13 protein-coding genes are annotated in these 17,623 nt (G+C 66.2%); all 13 read left to right on the top strand.

Annotation, left to right across the window (positions count from 1 at the left end):
• The first annotated feature begins 73 nt into the window (after positions 1 to 73).
• The 13 genes from AB2N08_RS03010 to AB2N08_RS03070 all read left to right on the top strand — a co-directional run bounded on the left by AB2N08_RS03010 (position 74) and on the right by AB2N08_RS03070 (position 17,619).
• Positions 74 to 973 carry a LysR family transcriptional regulator gene (locus AB2N08_RS03010; protein WP_367609124.1) on the top strand — a complete coding sequence of 300 codons (900 nt, stop codon included), beginning with the start codon at positions 74 to 76 and terminating at the stop codon, positions 971 to 973.
• A 563-nt stretch (positions 974 to 1,536) separates the two neighbouring features.
• On the top strand, positions 1,537 to 2,772 hold the full coding sequence (proV, locus tag AB2N08_RS03015; RefSeq protein WP_367609125.1) for a glycine betaine/L-proline ABC transporter ATP-binding protein ProV: 1,236 nt from the start codon (positions 1,537 to 1,539) through the stop codon (positions 2,770 to 2,772).
• On the top strand, positions 2,769 to 3,875 hold the full coding sequence (gene proW, locus AB2N08_RS03020) for a glycine betaine/L-proline ABC transporter permease ProW (protein WP_367609126.1): 1,107 nt from the start codon (positions 2,769 to 2,771) through the stop codon (positions 3,873 to 3,875). Before proV ends, proW begins: the two co-directional genes overlap by 4 nt.
• A gap of 12 nt (positions 3,876 to 3,887) precedes the next feature.
• On the top strand, positions 3,888 to 4,934 hold the full coding sequence (gene proX / locus AB2N08_RS03025; protein ID WP_367609127.1) for a glycine betaine/L-proline ABC transporter substrate-binding protein ProX: 1,047 nt from the start codon (positions 3,888 to 3,890) through the stop codon (positions 4,932 to 4,934).
• Between the two features lie 307 nt (positions 4,935 to 5,241).
• A complete protein-coding gene (locus AB2N08_RS03030) occupies positions 5,242 to 6,603 on the top strand; it encodes a sigma-54 interaction domain-containing protein (RefSeq protein ID WP_367609128.1) in 1,362 nt (453 codons plus the stop codon).
• 431 nt (positions 6,604 to 7,034) lie between these two features.
• Positions 7,035 to 9,080, top strand: coding sequence for a phage tail sheath family protein (locus AB2N08_RS03035; RefSeq protein ID WP_367609129.1), 2,046 nt, complete (start codon positions 7,035 to 7,037; stop codon positions 9,078 to 9,080).
• Positions 9,081 to 9,091: 11 nt separating this feature from the next.
• Positions 9,092 to 9,616 carry a phage tail protein gene (locus AB2N08_RS03040; protein WP_367609130.1) on the top strand — a complete coding sequence of 175 codons (525 nt, stop codon included), beginning with the start codon at positions 9,092 to 9,094 and terminating at the stop codon, positions 9,614 to 9,616.
• 13 nt (positions 9,617 to 9,629) lie between these two features.
• Positions 9,630 to 10,334 (top strand): hypothetical protein, encoded by a 705-nt coding sequence (locus AB2N08_RS03045; protein ID WP_367609131.1) that lies wholly within the window; start codon positions 9,630 to 9,632, stop codon positions 10,332 to 10,334.
• A complete protein-coding gene (locus AB2N08_RS03050; protein WP_367609132.1) occupies positions 10,331 to 11,257 on the top strand; it encodes a hypothetical protein in 927 nt (308 codons plus the stop codon). The genes AB2N08_RS03045 and AB2N08_RS03050 overlap by 4 nt, the downstream gene beginning before the upstream one ends.
• Positions 11,254 to 12,528 (top strand): DUF4255 domain-containing protein, encoded by a 1,275-nt coding sequence (locus AB2N08_RS03055; RefSeq protein WP_367609133.1) that lies wholly within the window; start codon positions 11,254 to 11,256, stop codon positions 12,526 to 12,528. The genes AB2N08_RS03050 and AB2N08_RS03055 overlap by 4 nt, the downstream gene beginning before the upstream one ends.
• Complete coding sequence (locus AB2N08_RS03060) at positions 12,525 to 14,678, top strand: AAA family ATPase (RefSeq protein ID WP_367609134.1); 2,154 nt, start codon at positions 12,525 to 12,527, stop codon at positions 14,676 to 14,678. Before AB2N08_RS03055 ends, AB2N08_RS03060 begins: the two co-directional genes overlap by 4 nt.
• Positions 14,675 to 14,968 carry a hypothetical protein gene (locus AB2N08_RS03065; RefSeq protein WP_367609135.1) on the top strand — a complete coding sequence of 98 codons (294 nt, stop codon included), beginning with the start codon at positions 14,675 to 14,677 and terminating at the stop codon, positions 14,966 to 14,968. Before AB2N08_RS03060 ends, AB2N08_RS03065 begins: the two co-directional genes overlap by 4 nt.
• Entirely contained in the window at positions 14,965 to 17,619 is a 2,655-nt protein-coding gene (locus tag AB2N08_RS03070) for an eCIS core domain-containing protein (protein ID WP_367609136.1), read from the top strand. Before AB2N08_RS03065 ends, AB2N08_RS03070 begins: the two co-directional genes overlap by 4 nt.
• The last annotated feature ends 4 nt before the right edge of the window (positions 17,620 to 17,623 follow it).

The raw sequence follows: 17,623 nt of genomic DNA on the forward strand, positions 1-17,623 counted from the left end.
CCACTGTACCGCGCACGATTGACGGTGATTAGCCGCTATAATCGGCAAGACCTTATTAGCCAGGCTTATGAATATGCGGGATAACCTGAACGACCTGACGGCATTCGTGATGGTCGCGCGCGAAGGCAGCTTCACGCGCGCGGCGGCGCAGTTACGGGTATCGCAGTCGGCACTGAGCCAGACGATCCGGGGCCTGGAAGAGCGTCTGGGCTTGCGTCTGCTGACGCGTACCACGCGCCGTGTGTCGCCGACCGACGCCGGCGAGCGCCTGCTGGCGACGATCGGGCCGCGCCTCGACGGCATCGCCGAAGACCTCGCTGCGCTGAGCGACATGCGCGACAAGCCGGCCGGCACCGTGCGCATCACTGCGTCGGAACATGCCGCCAGTTCGCTCCTGCTGCCGCGCCTGGCCGGGCTGCTGCCGGCCTACCCGGACATCAAGGTTGAAATCAATACCGACTACCGGATGATCGACATCGTCGAAGCGCGCTACGACGCCGGCGTGCGCCTGGGCGAACACCTGCAGAAAGACATGATCGCGGTGCCGATCGGACCAGAGGTGCGCATGGCCGTGGTCGGCGCGCCGGCGTACTTCGCCAGGCACCCGGTACCGGACAAGCCGCAGGATTTGACGCACCACGACTGCATCAATGTGCGCCTGCCCACGCATGGCGGCTTGCTGCCGTGGGATTTCAAGAAAGGCGCGCGCGAACTGGTCGTGCGGGTAGAGGGGCAACTGACCCTCAATGGCTTTCCGCAGGTGGTCGACGCGGCCGTGGCGGGCATGGGCCTGGCGTTCGTGCTGGAGAGCCTGGTCAGGGCGCAGCTGGCGTGCGGTCAGTTGCAGCGGGTGCTGGTCGACTGGTGCGAGCCCTTTCCCGGCTATCACCTGTACTATCCGAGCCGGCGGCAATCGTCGCCCGCGTTTGCGATCGTGGCCAATGCACTGCGCAACGGGCCGGGAGTGCGCTGATCGGCTGCATGACGCGAGTGCTACCGAATTGCGGCGAGTTTCACCGTGTATTTTCTGGCGGATAAGACGCTGAAAACGAATGTGCCAACGAGGCAGCAAGCCGATCGATCCCGGCCGGCCGCCGTGTCGTCGCCGCCGCAACAGCGGGACACCAATCCACATGGCCATATGCAAACCATGTTTTACCAAATAAATCAATTGGCCTTTGGCATTATTTTTGCTATAATTGCGGCCCTTTTACAACAAAACTCCCGGTAGCGCCTTTGCTATCGATCGTTTTCCATGCCCCGCATGGAGACCGAACCCTGGGCTAACCGCCCGCATCAAGCAAGGTTCGCCGCATGGCGGTCGAACCAGACGCAGCGTCATCACACGCACACAGCACCCGGCAGGCATGACGCACACTGCGAGCGCCGGTTTGCCATTCGCCTTGTCGCCGCATCGACAGGCCTGGGATCTGCTGTTCGCTGCCTGCATAGCAATCATGTCGCCGATCTCCGCCACGGGCCACGTGCCCGCGGCGCTGTCATTTTTTTATTCGCCCGATCGAGGAGAACCACAACGTGGCCAAACAAATCATCATCGACCAGGTCTTCAAAGTCTTCGGCGCCCAGCCCGAAGCCGCACTGTCCCTGGTCCGCCAGGGCGCCAGCAAGCAGGACATCCTGGCCCGGACCGCCTGCACCATCGGCGTGTTCGACGCCAGTTTCACCATTGAAGCAGGCGAAATTTTCGTCATCATGGGCTTGTCCGGGTCGGGCAAATCGACCATGGTGCGCATGCTCAATCGCCTGATCGAGCCGACCGCCGGTCGTATCCTGATCGACGGCAATGACATTAACACCCTGCCCGACGCCGAACTGCGCGCGCTGCGCCGCAAGGACATCAGCATGGTGTTCCAGTCGTTCGCGCTGCTGCCGCAACTCACGGTACTCGACAACACGGCGTTCGGCATGGAGCTGGCCGGCATGCCGAAGGCCGAGCGCCATGCGCTGGCCCTGCAGGCGCTGGAGCAGGTCGGCCTGGCCGGCTATGGCGCCAGCTATCCCGACGAATTATCGGGCGGCATGCAGCAACGCGTGGGCCTGGCCCGCGCGCTGGCCTGCGATCCAGCCATCCTGCTGATGGACGAGGCGTTTTCGGCGCTCGATCCGATCATGCGCACCGAAATGCAGTCGGAACTGCTGCGCCTGCAACAGATCAAGCGCCGCACCATCGTCTTCATCTCGCACGATCTCGACGAAGCGATGCGCATCGGCGACCGGGTTGCCATCATGAAGGACGGGCACGTGGTGCAGGTGGGCACGCCGGAAGACATCCTGCGCCAGCCGGCCAACGACTACGTGCGCAACTTCGTGCGCGGCGTCGATGCCGCGGCCGTGTTCAAGGCCGGCGATATCGCCCGTAAAAGCCAGATCGTGGTGTCGGAGTCGCCGGCGCGCGGTTCGCGCGCAGCGCTGTCGATGCTGGAAGAGCAGGATCGCGCCCATGCCTATGTCGTCGATCCACAGCAGAAATTTCTGGGCGTGGTATCGGCCGATTCGCTGCGCAGCGCGCTCGATGGACACGTCGGCCCGCTGGGACTGGCGCATGCCTACCTGCCCGACGTACACACCATCGATGCCGATGAACCGGTCGCCGGCCTGTTCGGCCAGGTTGCGCAGGCGCCGTACGGCGTGCCGGTGGTAACGACCGATGGCCGTTATCGCGGCGCCATCAGCAAGACTACCTTGCTCAAGTTCCTCGACCGCGACACGCCCCCCATCGCCGCAACCCACAACCTGAAAGGACAAGCATGAATCCCGGCACCGCTGCCGCGACCGAACCGGTCGCCCAACAAGTTGCGCAGAATAATCCATGGCTGCCGACGCCGCCGCGCGATACCTCGTGGCTCGACGCCGCACCGGCCGCCGCATCCGACCATGCTGGCGGCGCCGGGCTGTCCGACCTGCTGGATGGCTCACTGGCGCTGCAGTCAGGGATCAACGACGCGCTGGGCTGGATAGTCGAGCATTTCCGCCCATTCTTCCAGGTCGTGCGCGCCCCCATCGACGCCACGCTCGATGCCGTTGGCGCGCTGTTGCTGGCTGCACCCGCGCTCGCGGTGATCGCCATCATCGGCCTGCTGGCCTGGCAATTTACCACCCGTACGCTGGCCATCGGCACCGTGGTAGCGCTGCTGATCGTGTCGATGCTGGGCATCTGGTCCGACGCCATGATCACCCTGTCGCTGGTGCTGACTTCACTTGCTTTCTGCATGGCGATCGGCCTGCCATTGGGGATTTTCCTGGCCAGCAGCGACCGCGCGCAAGACATCCTGCGGCCGCTGCTCGACGCCATGCAGACCACGCCGGCGTTTGTCTACCTGGTGCCAGTGGTGATGCTGTTCGGTATCGGTAATGCGCCGGGCGTGATCGTGACCATCATCTTCGCGCTGCCGCCGCTGGTGCGCCTGACCAATCTCGGCATTCGCCAGGTGCGGCCCGACCTGATCGAAGCGGCGCGCGCCTATGGCGCCTCGCCGTGGCAGTTGCTGACCCGCGTCCAGTTTCCGCTGGCCATGCCGTCGATCATGGCCGGCATCAACCAGTCGCTGATGCTGTCGCTGTCGATGGTGGTGATCGCCTCGATGATCGCCGTCGGTGGCCTGGGCCAGATGGTCTTGCGCGGCATTGGCCGCCTGGACATGGGCCTGGCCACCGTGGGCGGCCTGGGCATCGTGCTGCTGGCCATCACGCTGGACCGCCTGACGCAGGCGATGGGACAGCCACGCCGCGGCGTACGGCACTGGTACCAGACCGGCCCGGCCGGGCTGGTCCTGCGCCTGACGCGTGGCAAGCCGGCGCACGGCGCGCCCGCTGCTCCCGCTGCTCCCGCATCCGCCGCCACGCCCCACGCATAGAAAGGACTCGGAATGCATCGCATCAAACAACTCAAGATCAAGCTTCAGTCGCAACGCCTGTTTCGCTGGAGCGCCACTGCCGCGCTTGGCGCACTGGCCTTGACCACCCACCTGGCCATGGCGCAAACGCCGGCACCAACCCTGCCCGGCAAGGGCATCAAGGTGCAGGCGCTGCAGAGCTCGGTAGCAGAAGAGACGTTCCAGACCATGCTGGCCGATCGGGCCCTGGCAGCGCTGGGCTACGCGCCGCAACCCATCAAGGAAGTGGACTACCCGACGGCCCACATTGCCATCGCCAATGGCGATGCCACGTTCCTGGCGGTGCACTGGGACCCTTTGCACAAGGATTTTTATGACAACGCTGGCGGCGACGCCAAGCTGTTGCGCACGGGGCAGTATGCAGGGCCGGCAGCCCAGGGCTTCCTGATCGACAAGGCCACCGCCGACACGTACGGTATCACCAATATTGCCCAGCTGCGCGAGCCGCGCCTGGCCAAACTGTTTGACAACGACGGCGATGGCAAGGCGGACTTGGCCGGTTGCAATCCGGGCTGGGGCTGCGAAGCGATGATCGAACAGCATATGGACGGCTTCCAGCTGCGCGCCACGGTCACGCATGTACAGGGTAACTATTCCGCATTGATCGCCGATACGATCGGCCGCTTCAAGCGGGGTGCTCCGATCCTGTATTACGCATGGACGCCTTACTGGGTCAATGGCGTGCTGGTGCCCGGCAAGGATGTCGTGTGGCTGCAGGCCCCGGCGACAATGTATCCGGGCAAGCCCGATACCCGCCTGGCCGATGGCAGCGACTACGGGTTTGCCATCAACACGACGCGCTTTGTCGTGAACCGCGCCTGGGCAGAAGCCAACCCGGCAGCCGTCAAGCTGTTCCAGGTGATGCGCCTGCCGATCGCCGACATCGACGCGCAAAACGCGCGCATGCGCAGCGGCGAAAACGCACAGGCCGATATCGCGCGCCATGTGTCGGGCTGGATCAAGTTCCACCAGAAAGAGTTCGATGGCTGGATCGCGCAAGCCCGGGCGGCGGCGCCGTGAAATTGGCACGGTCGCAGCGCAGCGCCGTCAGCCCACGCGTCGACAAGGTCAGCGCTTTGCGAAGCGCTGACAAACCGAAGCATCGAGAATGACTGGTTTTTGCCTCCGTTCACGCCAAAGCTGATACCGCTGGGTTTGCTACTTTCCCGTTTCTGAACGACTCAATTACAAAAGCGTTGTTTCAAAACCAACCTATGGTCACGGAGACCGGAATTGGTTATCCGGTGATATTCGCTAAGGTAGAATAGTCGCGTGAACTGTATTGACAGTCGCCGCTTCGACTGGGCTGCATCGCCAAGGAGCTTTCGTGCGCATTGACCTTATCGCCGACCCGTCCCGGCAAGCCCCGGCCTGGACGCTTCGTGATCGTCTCGAGAAGCTGCTGGGTCCCGGCTACGAGTGCGGCGTCATCGCCACCACCGAGCTCGCTGCCGCGTTGCCCAATCTCGTCGTCCTGCTGGTCGAAGGGGACCGTGTCGCCGAGGCGCGTGAAGCGTGCCGGCGCACCTGCCTGACGGCCCCGGGCTGCATCGTGCTGGCCGCTGGCGCCGAGGATGCCCATGCAGAGCTTGAGACGCTGTTGGCCGCAGGGGCCGCCGACCTGCTCTATCTGCCTGCCTCCGACATCGAAATGCTGGCGCGGATTCACCGCGCCGCCAGCATGGCCCCGGCGCACCAGGCGGCGGGTGGCGGCGCCGTCGATCCGCGCCTGGCACACGTGATAGGCCACAGCGAGCCGATCAGGCGCCTGTTGATGCGCCTTCCCAGGCTGTCCACCAGCGACGCGGGCATCATGATCTTCGGCGAGACGGGAACCGGCAAGGAGGTGTTCGCGCAGGCCGTGCACCGGCTTTCCGATCGTGCCGGCAAACCTTGGGTCCCGATCAACTGCGGCGCGATTCCCGTCGACCTGATGGAGGCCGAACTGTTCGGGCATGTGCGCGGCGCCTATACCGGCGCCACGTCGGCACGTGCCGGACTGGTAGAAGAAGCCGATGGCGGCACGCTGTTCCTCGACGACGTTGACTGCCTGTCGCTCGCCGCCCAGTCCAAGCTGCTTCGCCTCCTGCAAGAACGCGAGTTCCGGCCCGTCGGCTCCAACAGCTTGCGGCATGCCGACATCCGGGTAGTTGCCGCCAGCAATCGCGATCTGGAAGGCGAGGCCGGGCGGGGCTCGTTCCGCAAGGACCTGTATTACCGGCTGACCGAATTGTCCTTCACCCTGCCTCCCCTACGCGAGCGCCGCGAAGATATTCCGCCGCTGGCGTCCCACTTCATGCGCCAGTATGCGCGTCAACTGCGCAAACCAATGTCGGTCATGGCGCCGCAGGCCATGCGCATCCTGTCCAGGCACGACTGGCCCGGCAACGTGCGCGAACTGCAGCACACGATCCACCGCGCGGTACTGCTGTCGCCTGGCGCAATGCTCGACCAGAGCGACTTCCAGCTCGGCGGTGGCGCAGCCGAGAGCGCCGGCGAAGCGAGCTTCAGCGGGGCCAAGGCCCGCTTGGTGCGAGACTTCGAGCGCGACTATATCCGCGAAGCGCTGGCGCGCTGCGACGGAAACATCACCACTGCGGCGCGCGAGTCCGGCAAGCACCGCCGCGCATTTTTCGCGCTGATGCGCAAGCACGGCATCGAGCCGCCTCGCGCCAGCGCCCGCACCTGAACCTCACGCAGCAGCCCCAGGGCCAGGTCCGCCGGACCCTGCCCTCCCTATCACGCCCCTGCCGATGCACCGACCGGGCCTGGCGGACGCATACAGGTGGACATTTCGACGCACCGGGCCGGACAAAAATGTCCACCTACCCGTTTGCCCCTTGCGATGCAGGGTCTTCACACGCCCATCGACCACGCGGTGGACACGAATATCCACGCCAGCGCCAGGCGCCCTTCCAGAAAACCTGCCAGATCAGCCACCTATCCTTCGTCCGGTCCTTGGCACGAGGCTTGCATTAATGTTACGGGAGCGAACAGGCCAACAATGTGGCATGGACGCCATGCGCCTTTGGCCTCGCACGGCAAGGGGACCGTGGTCAATGTCAGGCTCGCACAGCGCCGCGACGAACACCAGTGACGGAGGATTGAATGCCCAGTGTATTGAGCTATCCCGGCGTCTACATCGAGGAAGTACCAAGCGGGGTGCGCAGCATTATCGCTGTGCCGACCTCCATCGCCGCTTTCGTCGGCCGTACGGTGAGCGGGCCGGTGGACCAGCCGGTGACCATCAACGGCTTCGGCGATTTTGAACGGATCTTCGGTGGCCTGTGGCTGAAAAGCCAGGCCGGTTTCGCGGTGCGCGACTTCTTCGCCAACGGCGGCGGCCAGGCAATCATCGTGCGCCTGTTCCACGCCGGGTCCACGCTCAGCGACGCTGACCAGCTAAAGGCGCTCGACGCCGCCTACGCCGTGCGCAAGGCGGCGCAAGCCAGCGCCGGCGCCGACAACGCTGCAATCGTTGCCGATGCGAAGACGAAAGCCGACACGTACGCGGCCGAGCCGGAAAAATCCGCCGTGAAAAAAGTGCTGGACGCGATGACCATGGCGGCCGCAGTTGCTGGCGCGAAAAAGGCCGAGCTGCTTGCGGCAGCCGGCGAGGCGATGCCGGCGCTTGCCACGGCTGCGCTGTCGGTTGGCGGCCTGCCCCTCCTCGCAGCGAGCCCGGGAAAATGGGGCGCTAGCTTGCGCGCCAGCATCGACACCGAGGGCATATCCGCGGAGACCGCGCTCGCGCTCGGAGTCAGCAAGGACGCATTGTTCAATCTGTCCGTGCGCGACGCAAGACCCGGAGGCCTGTCGGAACGTTTTTCCAACCTCACCACCACGGAGAGCGCGCGCCGCATCGACCGCGTGCTCGCGTCATCGGCGCTGGTACGCACACCTGTCCCCACCGGTGACGGCACCGGACCATGGATTGCGAAGCTCGAGACCCTGGCCGGGAAGCAGAAGGCACTCGCCGACGAACTGGCGAAAAACCCGCCTGACGAAGCGGCAATCACAGCCGCGCGGGCAGCATTTGCGACAGCCCAGGGGGAAGGCGATGCTTCTCGCATGGATGCGGTTTCCATCGCCGAAACCAACCACGCGTACAAGAAAAAAGCGCTGACCGACGCACAAATCGCCGGCACCGGCGTCACGGAAGCGCAGGCCACACTGACTGCGGCGCAAACCGCGCTGGCCGGCGCACTGAAAGCAGCCGAAGACGCAGTCTCCGACGGTGGTTACCTGAAAGCGGCCGACTTCCTCCCGCCAGGCGGCGAAGCCGGCAAGCACGGCCTGTATGCGCTGGATAAGGCCGACCTGTTCAACCTGCTGTGCATTCCACCCTATGTCGACCCGGCACTGGGGGGCGATTTTGATGCCGACCCGATCGTCGTCAGCGCCGCCACTGCCTACTGCGAGAAGCGGCGCGCGATCCATCTGATCGACGCGCCGCCCGGTTGGACGACCAAGGACGTCGCCAAGGCGGGGATCGTCGATTTCCCCGAATCGCGCAGCCGCAATGCGGCGTTGTATTTCCCGCGCCTGAGGCAGCCCAACCTGCTGCGCGAGAACCAGATCGACACCTTCGCCCCGTGCGGCGCGGTGGCCGGCGTGATCGCGCGCACCGACACCCAGCGCGGCGTCTGGAAGGCGGCGGCCGGACTCGATGCCACGCTGACCGGCGTGCCGCAACTGTCGGTGCCCCTGACCGACGCCGAGAATGGCGAGCTCAATCCCCTCGGGATCAACTGCCTGCGGGCCTACCCCGTCGCCGGGCGCGTGGTGTGGGGCGCACGCACCTTGCGCGGCGCCGACCAGCTGACCGACGAATGGAAATACCTGCCGGTGCGGCGCACCGCCCTGTTCATCGAAGAGAGCCTGTACCGCGGCACGCAATGGGTGGTGTTCGAGCCGAACGACGAGCCGCTGTGGGCGCAGATCCGGCTCAACGTCGGCGCGTTCTTGAATGGCCTGTTCCGCCAGGGCGCGTTCCAGGGCGTTACGCCGCGCGACGCCTACTTCGTGAAATGCGACAAAGAGACGACGAACCAGGCCGACGTCAATGCCGGGATCGTCAACATCGCCGTCGGCTTTGCTCCGCTCAAGCCGGCTGAATTCGTGGTGATCCGCCTCCAGCAGATTGCCGGGCAAATCGAGACCTGAAGGAGACCGCCTTGGCCCAGTTCAGCGTGAACGCGTCGCGTTTCGACCCGTACAAAAACTTTAAATTCCGCGTCAAGTGGGACGGCAAGTACGTCGCCGGGGTCAGCAAGATCGGCCTGCTGAAACGCACCACCGATGTGGTCAAGCACCGCGAAGGCGGCGACCCGAGCAGCAGCCGCAAATCGCCGGGGCGCACCGAGTACGATGCCATCACGCTCGAACGCGGCGTCACCCACGACAAAGAGTTCGAACAGTGGGCCAACAAGGTATGGAATTTCGGATCGGGACTGGGCGCCGAAGTGTCGCTGAAGGACTTCCGCAAGGACCTGATCATCGAACTCTATAACGAGTCCGGGCAGCTCGTCATCGCCTACAGGGTGTACCGCGCATGGGTGTCGGAATTCCAGGCCATGGCCGACCTCGACGCCAACGCCAACGCGGTACTGATCCAGCTGATCAAGCTGGAAAACGAGGGCTGGGAGCGCGATCCGGAGGTCGTCGAGCCTGCCGAAGTCTCGTTCACGGAACCGAACTGAATCGGGGGGGGCGATGATCACGGACGCACGCGAGCTGCTGAGGGTGTGGGAAACCGGCGCGCACGCCTCGCCAACGCGGCGCGGCGTCCTGCTGATGGGCGCGGCGCTGCCGCTGCTGCCTGTAGAGGCGCTGCTCGGCGCGAGCATCGGCCATCGCGACGCCTGGCTGCTGAACCTGCGCGAGGCACTGTTCGGATCGCACATCGAGTGCCTGACGTCCTGCCCGCGCTGCGGCGAGCAGTCCGAGATCGCTTTTCAAACGACCGATATCCGCGCCACCCACGCCGCGCCACAGCACCAGTGCCACATCGGCGAAGCGCGCTTCCGGCTGCCTGACAGCGCCGACTTGCTGGCAATCGAGGGCGTGCGCGATGCGGCTGCTGCCGAACAGGCGCTGCTGCAGCGCTGCCGCCTCGATGATGCGGACAAGCCCGGACCGTTCGGCGCCGGCATCGCGGAAGCGGCGATCCTGGCGATGAGCCGCGCCGATCCCCAGGCCGAGGTGCTGCTCGCGCTGGCCTGTCCCGCCTGCGGCCACCGCAGCACGGCACTGTTCGACATCGTCGCGCACTTGTGGTGCGAGCTCGATCACTGGGCCGGCAGCATGCTGCGCAAGGTGCACGTACTGGCCAGCCGCTATGGTTGGAGCGAGGACAGCATCCTCGCCATGTCCGGCGCGCGCCGCGCGGCCTATCTCGACCTGGCCGGCGCCCCATGATGGAACGCTTCCTGGCCCACATCGTGCAGCGTTCGCTGGGGGGGACACCCGCGCTGGCGCCGCGCCTGGCGGGACGCTTCGAGGAAACGCGCGCAGCCGCCGGTTTCGCTGCCGACGCAGATGAGGCGATCGCAGTCGTCCACGCCGCACCGCACGGCGCCGGCGCCCCGGCCGGCGCTGCAAGCCACCGGCAACCGGTGCCTGAACATGCAACTGAACACGCAACTGCGCCGGCATCTGCGCCGGCATCTGCGCCAGCGCCAGCCCCCGCGCCAGCCTTGTCGCCGCACGCCCGCGCCAGGCCTGCGCAGCCCGACCGGCCGGCGCCACTGGCCGGGGCGATGGCGGTGCCAGACGCCGAAGCCGGCGCCGTCGCTATCGCCGTCGCTTCCGGCATGCCAACCATCGGCAGCCCTGCCCCCCGGCCCCCGCTCTCCACCACTGCGTCCCCCGGCGCCCTGGCCGCCGAGAGCGCGCCCGCCGCAAAGGCCAATCCGGCGCCGCGGCCGCTTGCATCGGCCGCCCACCCCGCGCCCCGCGCCGACGGCGGCCAGGTGGAACTGGCCCGTGCGCGGCCGGGCAGCGCGGAACCGGCCCCGGGCGTCCCGGCCGCGCACGGCGCCCCGTTCCTGCAGACCAGCGCCCGCCAGCCGGTGCCGCCTTCGGTACCGGCCTCGCCGCAAGGCCAGCGTGCGCCGCGGTTCGGGGCGCTGGCCGAGCCGCCGCAGCGCGCCGCGCCGCCAGGCGCCGTGCCGGTAGCGGCGCAAGCCACGCCGACGGTCCACGTGACGATCGGCCGGGTCGAGCTGCGCGCCGCCGCTCCCGCCGCAGCAGCAGCCCCTGCGCGCGCGGCACCCGCCCGCCCCCCGCTCAGCCTGGGCGACTACCTGCAGCGGCGCGATCAGGCAAAGGGCCCCCGATGAGCAATCACCTGGCCATCGCCACTGTCAGCGCCGCACTCGGCCAGCTCGCGCTGGCGTCGGCGCAGCAGGCGGTGCCGGGTGTGCAACTGCGCTTCGGGCGGCCGGCGGGGCCTGCGGCCGGGGCCAACGATCCGAGCCTTTGCGTCTACCTGTACCAGATCTCGCCGCACGCGGCCTTGCGCAACGGCGACCTGCCCACGCGCGGTGCCGACGGCATGCTGGCCGGCCGGCCGCGTTCCGCGCTGGAGCTGCACTACCTGCTTGCCTTCTACGGTGACGACCAGCAACTCGAACCGGACCGGATGCTGGGCGCCGTCGCGCGCGACCTGCACGCCAGGCCGGTATTGGGCGCGGCCGACATCGCCGACGCCGTCTCGGCGCACCCCGCGCTGGCCGGCTCAGACCTCGGCGGCGCGTTCGAGCGCGTCAAGTTCACCCCGGTGACGCTCAGCCTCGACGAACAATCGAAGATGTGGTCGGTGCTGATCAACACGCCGCACGCGCTGTCGGTGATCTACACCGCCAGCGTGGTCCTGCTCGACGCACTGGACGGCGGCACGCCGGCGCTGCCGGTGCTGCGCAGGGGTCCGGACGACCAGGGCGTCGATGCCCGAGTCGGTTCATTTCCCAGCCTGGATGCGGCGTGGGTCGGATTTCCCGCGTCCGCTGTATCCCAGCCTCGCCTGCCTCCCATGCGCGCCGCACAACTTGGGGCGCGCCTGATCATCGATGGCGCCAACCTGGGCGGCAACGCGGTCGCGCTGCGCTTCAGCCACCCGTTGCTGGCGCCGCTGGACATCGATATCGCGGCGGCAGACCGCGACGCTGGCCAACTGCGCCTGACGCTGCCCGCCGACGCCGCCGCGCAGACCGCCTGGGCCGCAGGCCTGTACGGCGTCGCGGCAACCGTGAGGCGCGGCGACACTATGGTTCGATCGCCGCTGTGGCCGCTGCTGCTGGCGCCTCGCATCACCGGCATCACGCCCAACCCGGTCGCGCGCGTCGCCGGATCGGCCTCGCTGGCCATCGCCTGCAGTCCGATGCTGCTTCCGGGCCAGGTCGCGACCCTGCTGCTCGCCGACCGCGCGGTCGCGGCCAAACCGCACGCGGCGCTGACCGCCACCGTCCATTTCGAGGTCGAGGATTGTCCGGCGCTGGCGGGTCAGCTGGTGCGGCTGCAGGTCGACGGCGCCGAAAGCCTGCCGGTGACACTCGATCCGGCAAGCGGCACATTCATGTTCGACGACGCGCAGCGGGTGACCATCACATGAGCGCCATTACGGCCGACACCGACGCTGCCGACGACTGGCTCGCGCGCAACGACGCCTACCTGGGCGCGGCGCTGGCCGCGCTGCGCTACCGATTCGACAGCGCCGCTCGCGCGGCGCAGGCGCGCGAAGCGGCGAGCCAGCCGCCTTCGCCCGCGGCGCCCCCCGCACCCGAGCAACAGCCGCCCGCACGGCCCGGCCGTTTCTTCCGCCTGCCGGTGGTCGGCGCAGCGGCGCTGCCCATGCTCGCGGCGGCTGCTCCGGCCATCGATACGCCGGCCGATGACATCGCGCAGCGGCTTGCCGCCGCCAGCGAAGGCGAGCCGGCGCCGGCGCTGCTGCAGCTGGCGCGCCGGCTCGGCTTGTCCAACTTCGAGCGCGACGTCCTGCTGCTGTGCGTGGCGCTGGAACTCGACACCAGCATCGCCACCCGTTGCGCCACCGCCCAAGGGCAGCTGGCGCGCGATTTCCCGACCTTCGCGCTGGCCATGAACCTGTTCGACGAGCCGGCCTGGGAAGCGCTGTCGCCGGAACGGCCGCTACGTTTCTGGCGTCTGGTCGAGATCAGCCAGCCCGGTGCGCGCGCGCTGACCGCCAGCGCCTTGCGTGCCGACGAGCGCATCGTCAACTACGTCAAAGGGCTGAATTACCTCGACGACCGGCTGGCGCCGCTGATGCAGCCGATGGCGGCGCCGCCATCCGCATCGCTGCCGCCGTCCCAGCAAGCGGCCGCGCAGGCCCTGCTGGCTGCGGCCGTTGCGTACGGTGGCGAACCGGACGCCCGGACAGTGCTGGTGCTGCGGGGGCCAGACCCCGACAGCAAGCACGAAGTGGCCGCCACGGCCGCGGCCGAGCTGGGCCTGCGGCTGTATCGCCTGCCGCTACAGGCGCTTCCCGCAGACGCTGCCGAGCTGGCCACGCTGGCGCGCCTGTGGCAGCGCGAAACCCTGCTGCTACCGCTGGCGCTGTACCTCGACGCCCATCAGATGGCGCCGGCCGGCGCCGACTCCGCGGCGCCGCGCCTGGCCACGTTCGTCGCCCGTAGCGGCGGCGTGGTGATCGTCGATACCCGCGACGGCGCGCAATTGCCGGTGGCGACCGGTGCCGTGATCGACGTGGCCCGGCCGACGCCGGGCGAACAGCATGGCGCGTGGGCCAGCGCGGTGGCCGCGCGGGCGCCGGGGTTGCCCGCCCTGCTGTCGGCCCAGTTCGACCTGAGCCGCACCGCCCTGGCCGCGATCGCCGCCGCGGCCCCTGCACAGGCCGACGGCGCCGAGCTTCAACAGCGCCTGTGGAACGCCTGCCGCGAACAGACCCGGCCGACCCTGGCCCGCCTCGCCGACCGGATCGATGCACGCGCCACCTGGGACCAGCTGGTGCTCCCCGCCACCGAGACCGCGCTGCTGCGCCAGGTCGTCGCCCAGGTAAAGTCGCGCGCACAGGTCTACGATGAGTGGGGCTTTCGCGCGCGCATGAACCGCGGCCTTGGCGTGAGCGCGCTGTTCGCCGGCGCCAGCGGCACCGGCAAGACCATGGCCGCCGAGGTGCTGGCCAACGATTTGCAACTCGACCTGTACCGGATCGACCTGTCGGCCGTTGTCAGCAAGTATATCGGCGAAACCGAGAAGAACCTGCGCGCGGTATTCGACGCGGCCGAACAGGGCGGCGCCATCCTTTTGTTCGACGAAGCCGATGCGCTGTTCGGCAAGCGCAGCGAGGTCAAGGACGCGCATGACCGCTACGCCAACATCGAGACCGACTACCTGCTGCAGCGGATGGAAGCGTTCGGCGGCCTGGCCATCCTGTCGACCAACATGAAAAGCGCGCTCGACCCGGCCTTCCTGCGGCGCCTGCGCTTTATTGTCAACTTCCCGTATCCCGGCCCGGCCGAACGGCGCCGGATCTGGGAGCGGGCGTTCCCGCCGGCCACCCCGGTCGAGGCGCTCGACCACGAACGGCTGGCACGCCTGCAGCTCACCGGCGGCAATATCCACAGCACCGCGCTGGCAGCGGCATTCATGGCGGCGCACGCAGGCACGCCGGTCACCATGCGCCTGCTGCTCGACGCAAGCCGGGTCGAATTCCGCAAGTTCGACCGGCCCGTCAATGAGGCCGATTTTCGCTGGATCGAGGGCGCGGGGGTGCGGCCATGACCCTTCACGTGCACATCGAGCGGCTGGTGGTCGACGCCAGTCTCGGGCTCGAACTTCGCGTGCTCGAAGCCGCGCTGGCCGAAGGGTTGGCGCAGGCGCTGCAGCAACCCGGCCTGCCACTGCTGCAACAGGACGGCAGGATCGGTATCCTGCACGGCGACGCGTTCAGGTTCGATCACAGGCCAGCCAGCTGGAGCGGGCAGTTTGCCGGCGCGCTGCGGGGCCCTCTGGCCAGTACGGCGGCTGGCGGCAAGCGGTCCCCATTCCCTCAACGCGAAACACCGGCATGAGCACACGCCCGCTAGCGCGCCCGCATGCATCCGACTCCGCCCAAACGGCTGCCAGCGGATACCTGCAGCGCCACTGCAGCTGTGGTGCCAGAACCCCTGGAGGCGCGCCGTGCAAACAGTGCTCGGGCAAACTGCATGGCCTGCAGCGCGTACTGACCGTCGGGGCGGACGACGATCCGCTGGAACGCGAGGCCGATCGCGTCGCCGATGACGTCATGAGCGAATCCTCTGTATCGCCCGTGCGCCCCTCGGCCTTGTCAATCCGCCGGATCGGCGCGTCAGCCCAGCCTCGGGCCCATGCGGCGCCACCTTCGGTGGAACAAACGCTTGCGACCCCGGGAGTTCCGCTCGATAGCGCTACACGGACAAGCATGGAACAGCGTTTCGCACACGATTTCTCGCGCGTACGCGTTCACGCCGGCCAATCGGCAACCCAGTCGGCGAGCGAGGTTGGCGCGCGGGCCTATGTGGTCGGCAACCACATGGTGTTCAACGCGGGTCAGCTCGCTCCAGGAACGTCGGAAGGACGCCGGCTGATTGCGCACGAGCTCACGCATGTAGTGCAGCAAACTGGTTCCGGCAATCCACGCATCGTCGCACGTGATACGAATTTCGCCCCTTCCCCTGCCCCGGCTGCGGGCGTGACACCTCCGAACAATACAAGGCCGCCGCCATTGCCCGAGCCAAGAACCGCGGTATCAGGCAGTCAGCAATTTTCAGATTGGGAAGAAGGAACCGAAGTCCAGAAACTCGGGATTGTTGCTGTTGAAGACGGCACGAACCTGAGACCAACGGCACAGCCCGGAAGTACGCCCATTGCCAAGCTGCCGCTGAACACACGCCTGTTCGTCAACCGCGATCAGGGTGCAGGCTGGTACCAGGTGGTCCTCGAGGATGGACGCTACGGTTTCGTCGCCAAAGCGAATGTGTCGACCGACCTGCCGGATGCCGGGTCGCGTCTCTATCGCATCCAGGCCGGGGAATCAGCGCTTGACCTGGTGAAAAAGTTTTATAAGACAAGCTCGACTGGCTGGGGCCAGGATGAACGATTTTTTGTCAACGTGCTTGTGTATGCCAACGAACGGCATGGGCGTCTTGGTATCTTCAAGCCCAACAAGGACGACGCATGGGACGCGACACAAACCCATGCCGGCTCCCAGATCTGGATCCCGAGCCTAGCATTCGCGATTGGACTCAAAGGACAAATTTCCTCCGGCTCCATCAGCTACGACGCTTACACCAGGATCGCCGATACCTTGTACGCGATTGGCGAGTTCATTGCAGGCGGGATTGCCTTCGTTGCCGGTTTGTTGCATGGCGCCCTCGAATCCGTATGGGACACGCTGGTCGGCCTGGTGGACTTGGTCGACATCGTGTGGAAGATGCTGAAGAGCTTATTCACGGGAAATCTACTCACGGACACGGAAGGACTTTTTTCCGAACTGAAAAACATCAAGGTCAGCGAATTGGCCCAAGCCGGACTCGACTGGCTCGACAAGAAATGGAATGCGCCGGGGCTGCTCGCTCGCTGGCACTTCCGAGGATGGATCGTCGGCTATGCCATTGCAGAAATCGCGATGCTCATCTTTTCCGACGGGATTCTTACTGCCGTCAAGGCGGCGGGAAAGATCGGGAAATTCGCAGAAATCATCGCGAAATTCCCGAAAATCGCGAAGTTCATGGAAGGGGTGAAAACAGCCGCCAAAGGCGTCAAGGAACTGGAAGCGCTCAAGGTCGGCGCCAAGCTGGTTCACGCTGCGCGCGACTGGGTCGTCAAGGTCCTCAGGGTTCCCGCACGAATTATCGGTGACCTGTCCGCCGAGGCAATCGAACGGCTGAAGAAGTTGCCGACCCTGATCCAGGAACGATTCGCGGACTTGAGCGACGCGGTGAAGATCAGGTTGCTCGGTTGCGCTTCGCCCTGCAAGGTGGACATTGTCGCGATTCAGAAATACCTGACCGAACTGGCGGTCACGGGCGGGAAAAAACTCACCAGCGCGGCGGATGTCGTAGCGGCCCTGCCCAAGAACATGAATGTCACGAAAATACGGCAATACCTCGCGGAGTATCCTGCCTTGATGAAAGTAATCCAGGAAGCGGGGCTCACCGACCAGGATTTCGCGAAACTCGCGGATTTCCTCACACCAGCCGACTTACGCAATCCCAAGACCGCCTACAGCACGTTTACACGCTATCTCACGCAGGTCACGCCGGCGAAGACGGGCCCGCATCTGGATGAATTCAACAGGATAATGAAGGTCATGGTCGCGGAGGATGCCGCTCAAGGCGCAGCGCTCAAGGGCCCGATGTTCGAAGGATTCGTCCGTTTGCATGTGGCAGAATTTTCAGGCAAGGCATTCGAACGGGTGACGTTTACGACGCTCAATGGCGCCAAACGGACCGCTGATCGTTTCGTTGCGGCCTTGGGCGAGCTGTGGGAATTCAAACATCAGTTGCTCGACAAAGTGCCAGCGTCGCAAGTTGCGGATTATCTTGCACAAATCGGCGCGAAAACAGCGAGCGGCGCCGAGATCAAATCGATCAACTTCCTTTTTGCGACCGAAAATGCAGCCAAATTGAATGTCCATCTGAAGCCGCTTGGCGTGCGCGTCTTCTTCCTCAAACCACCCGGTGTACTGACCCTTCTCTGAAAGA

This window comes from Massilia aurea, assembly GCF_040790145.1.
GTDB lineage: Bacteria > Pseudomonadota > Gammaproteobacteria > Burkholderiales > Burkholderiaceae_D > Telluria > Telluria aurea_C.

Bases quoted from the DNA above. Each gene is read 5' to 3' on its own strand.
- AB2N08_RS03010 (WP_367609124.1), top strand. From the start codon at position 74: ATGCGGGATAACCTGAACGACCTGACGGCATTCGTGATGGTCGCGCGC.
- proW (WP_367609126.1), top strand. From the start codon at position 2,769: ATGAATCCCGGCACCGCTGCCGCGACCGAACCGGTCGCCCAACAAGTT.
- proX (WP_367609127.1), top strand. From the start codon at position 3,888: ATGCATCGCATCAAACAACTCAAGATCAAGCTTCAGTCGCAACGCCTG.
- AB2N08_RS03045 (WP_367609131.1), top strand. From the start codon at position 9,630: ATGATCACGGACGCACGCGAGCTGCTGAGGGTGTGGGAAACCGGCGCG.
- AB2N08_RS03050 (WP_367609132.1), top strand. From the start codon at position 10,331: ATGATGGAACGCTTCCTGGCCCACATCGTGCAGCGTTCGCTGGGGGGG.
- AB2N08_RS03055 (WP_367609133.1), top strand. From the start codon at position 11,254: ATGAGCAATCACCTGGCCATCGCCACTGTCAGCGCCGCACTCGGCCAG.
- AB2N08_RS03060 (WP_367609134.1), top strand. From the start codon at position 12,525: ATGAGCGCCATTACGGCCGACACCGACGCTGCCGACGACTGGCTCGCG.
- AB2N08_RS03065 (WP_367609135.1), top strand. From the start codon at position 14,675: ATGACCCTTCACGTGCACATCGAGCGGCTGGTGGTCGACGCCAGTCTC.
- AB2N08_RS03070 (WP_367609136.1), top strand. From the start codon at position 14,965: ATGAGCACACGCCCGCTAGCGCGCCCGCATGCATCCGACTCCGCCCAA.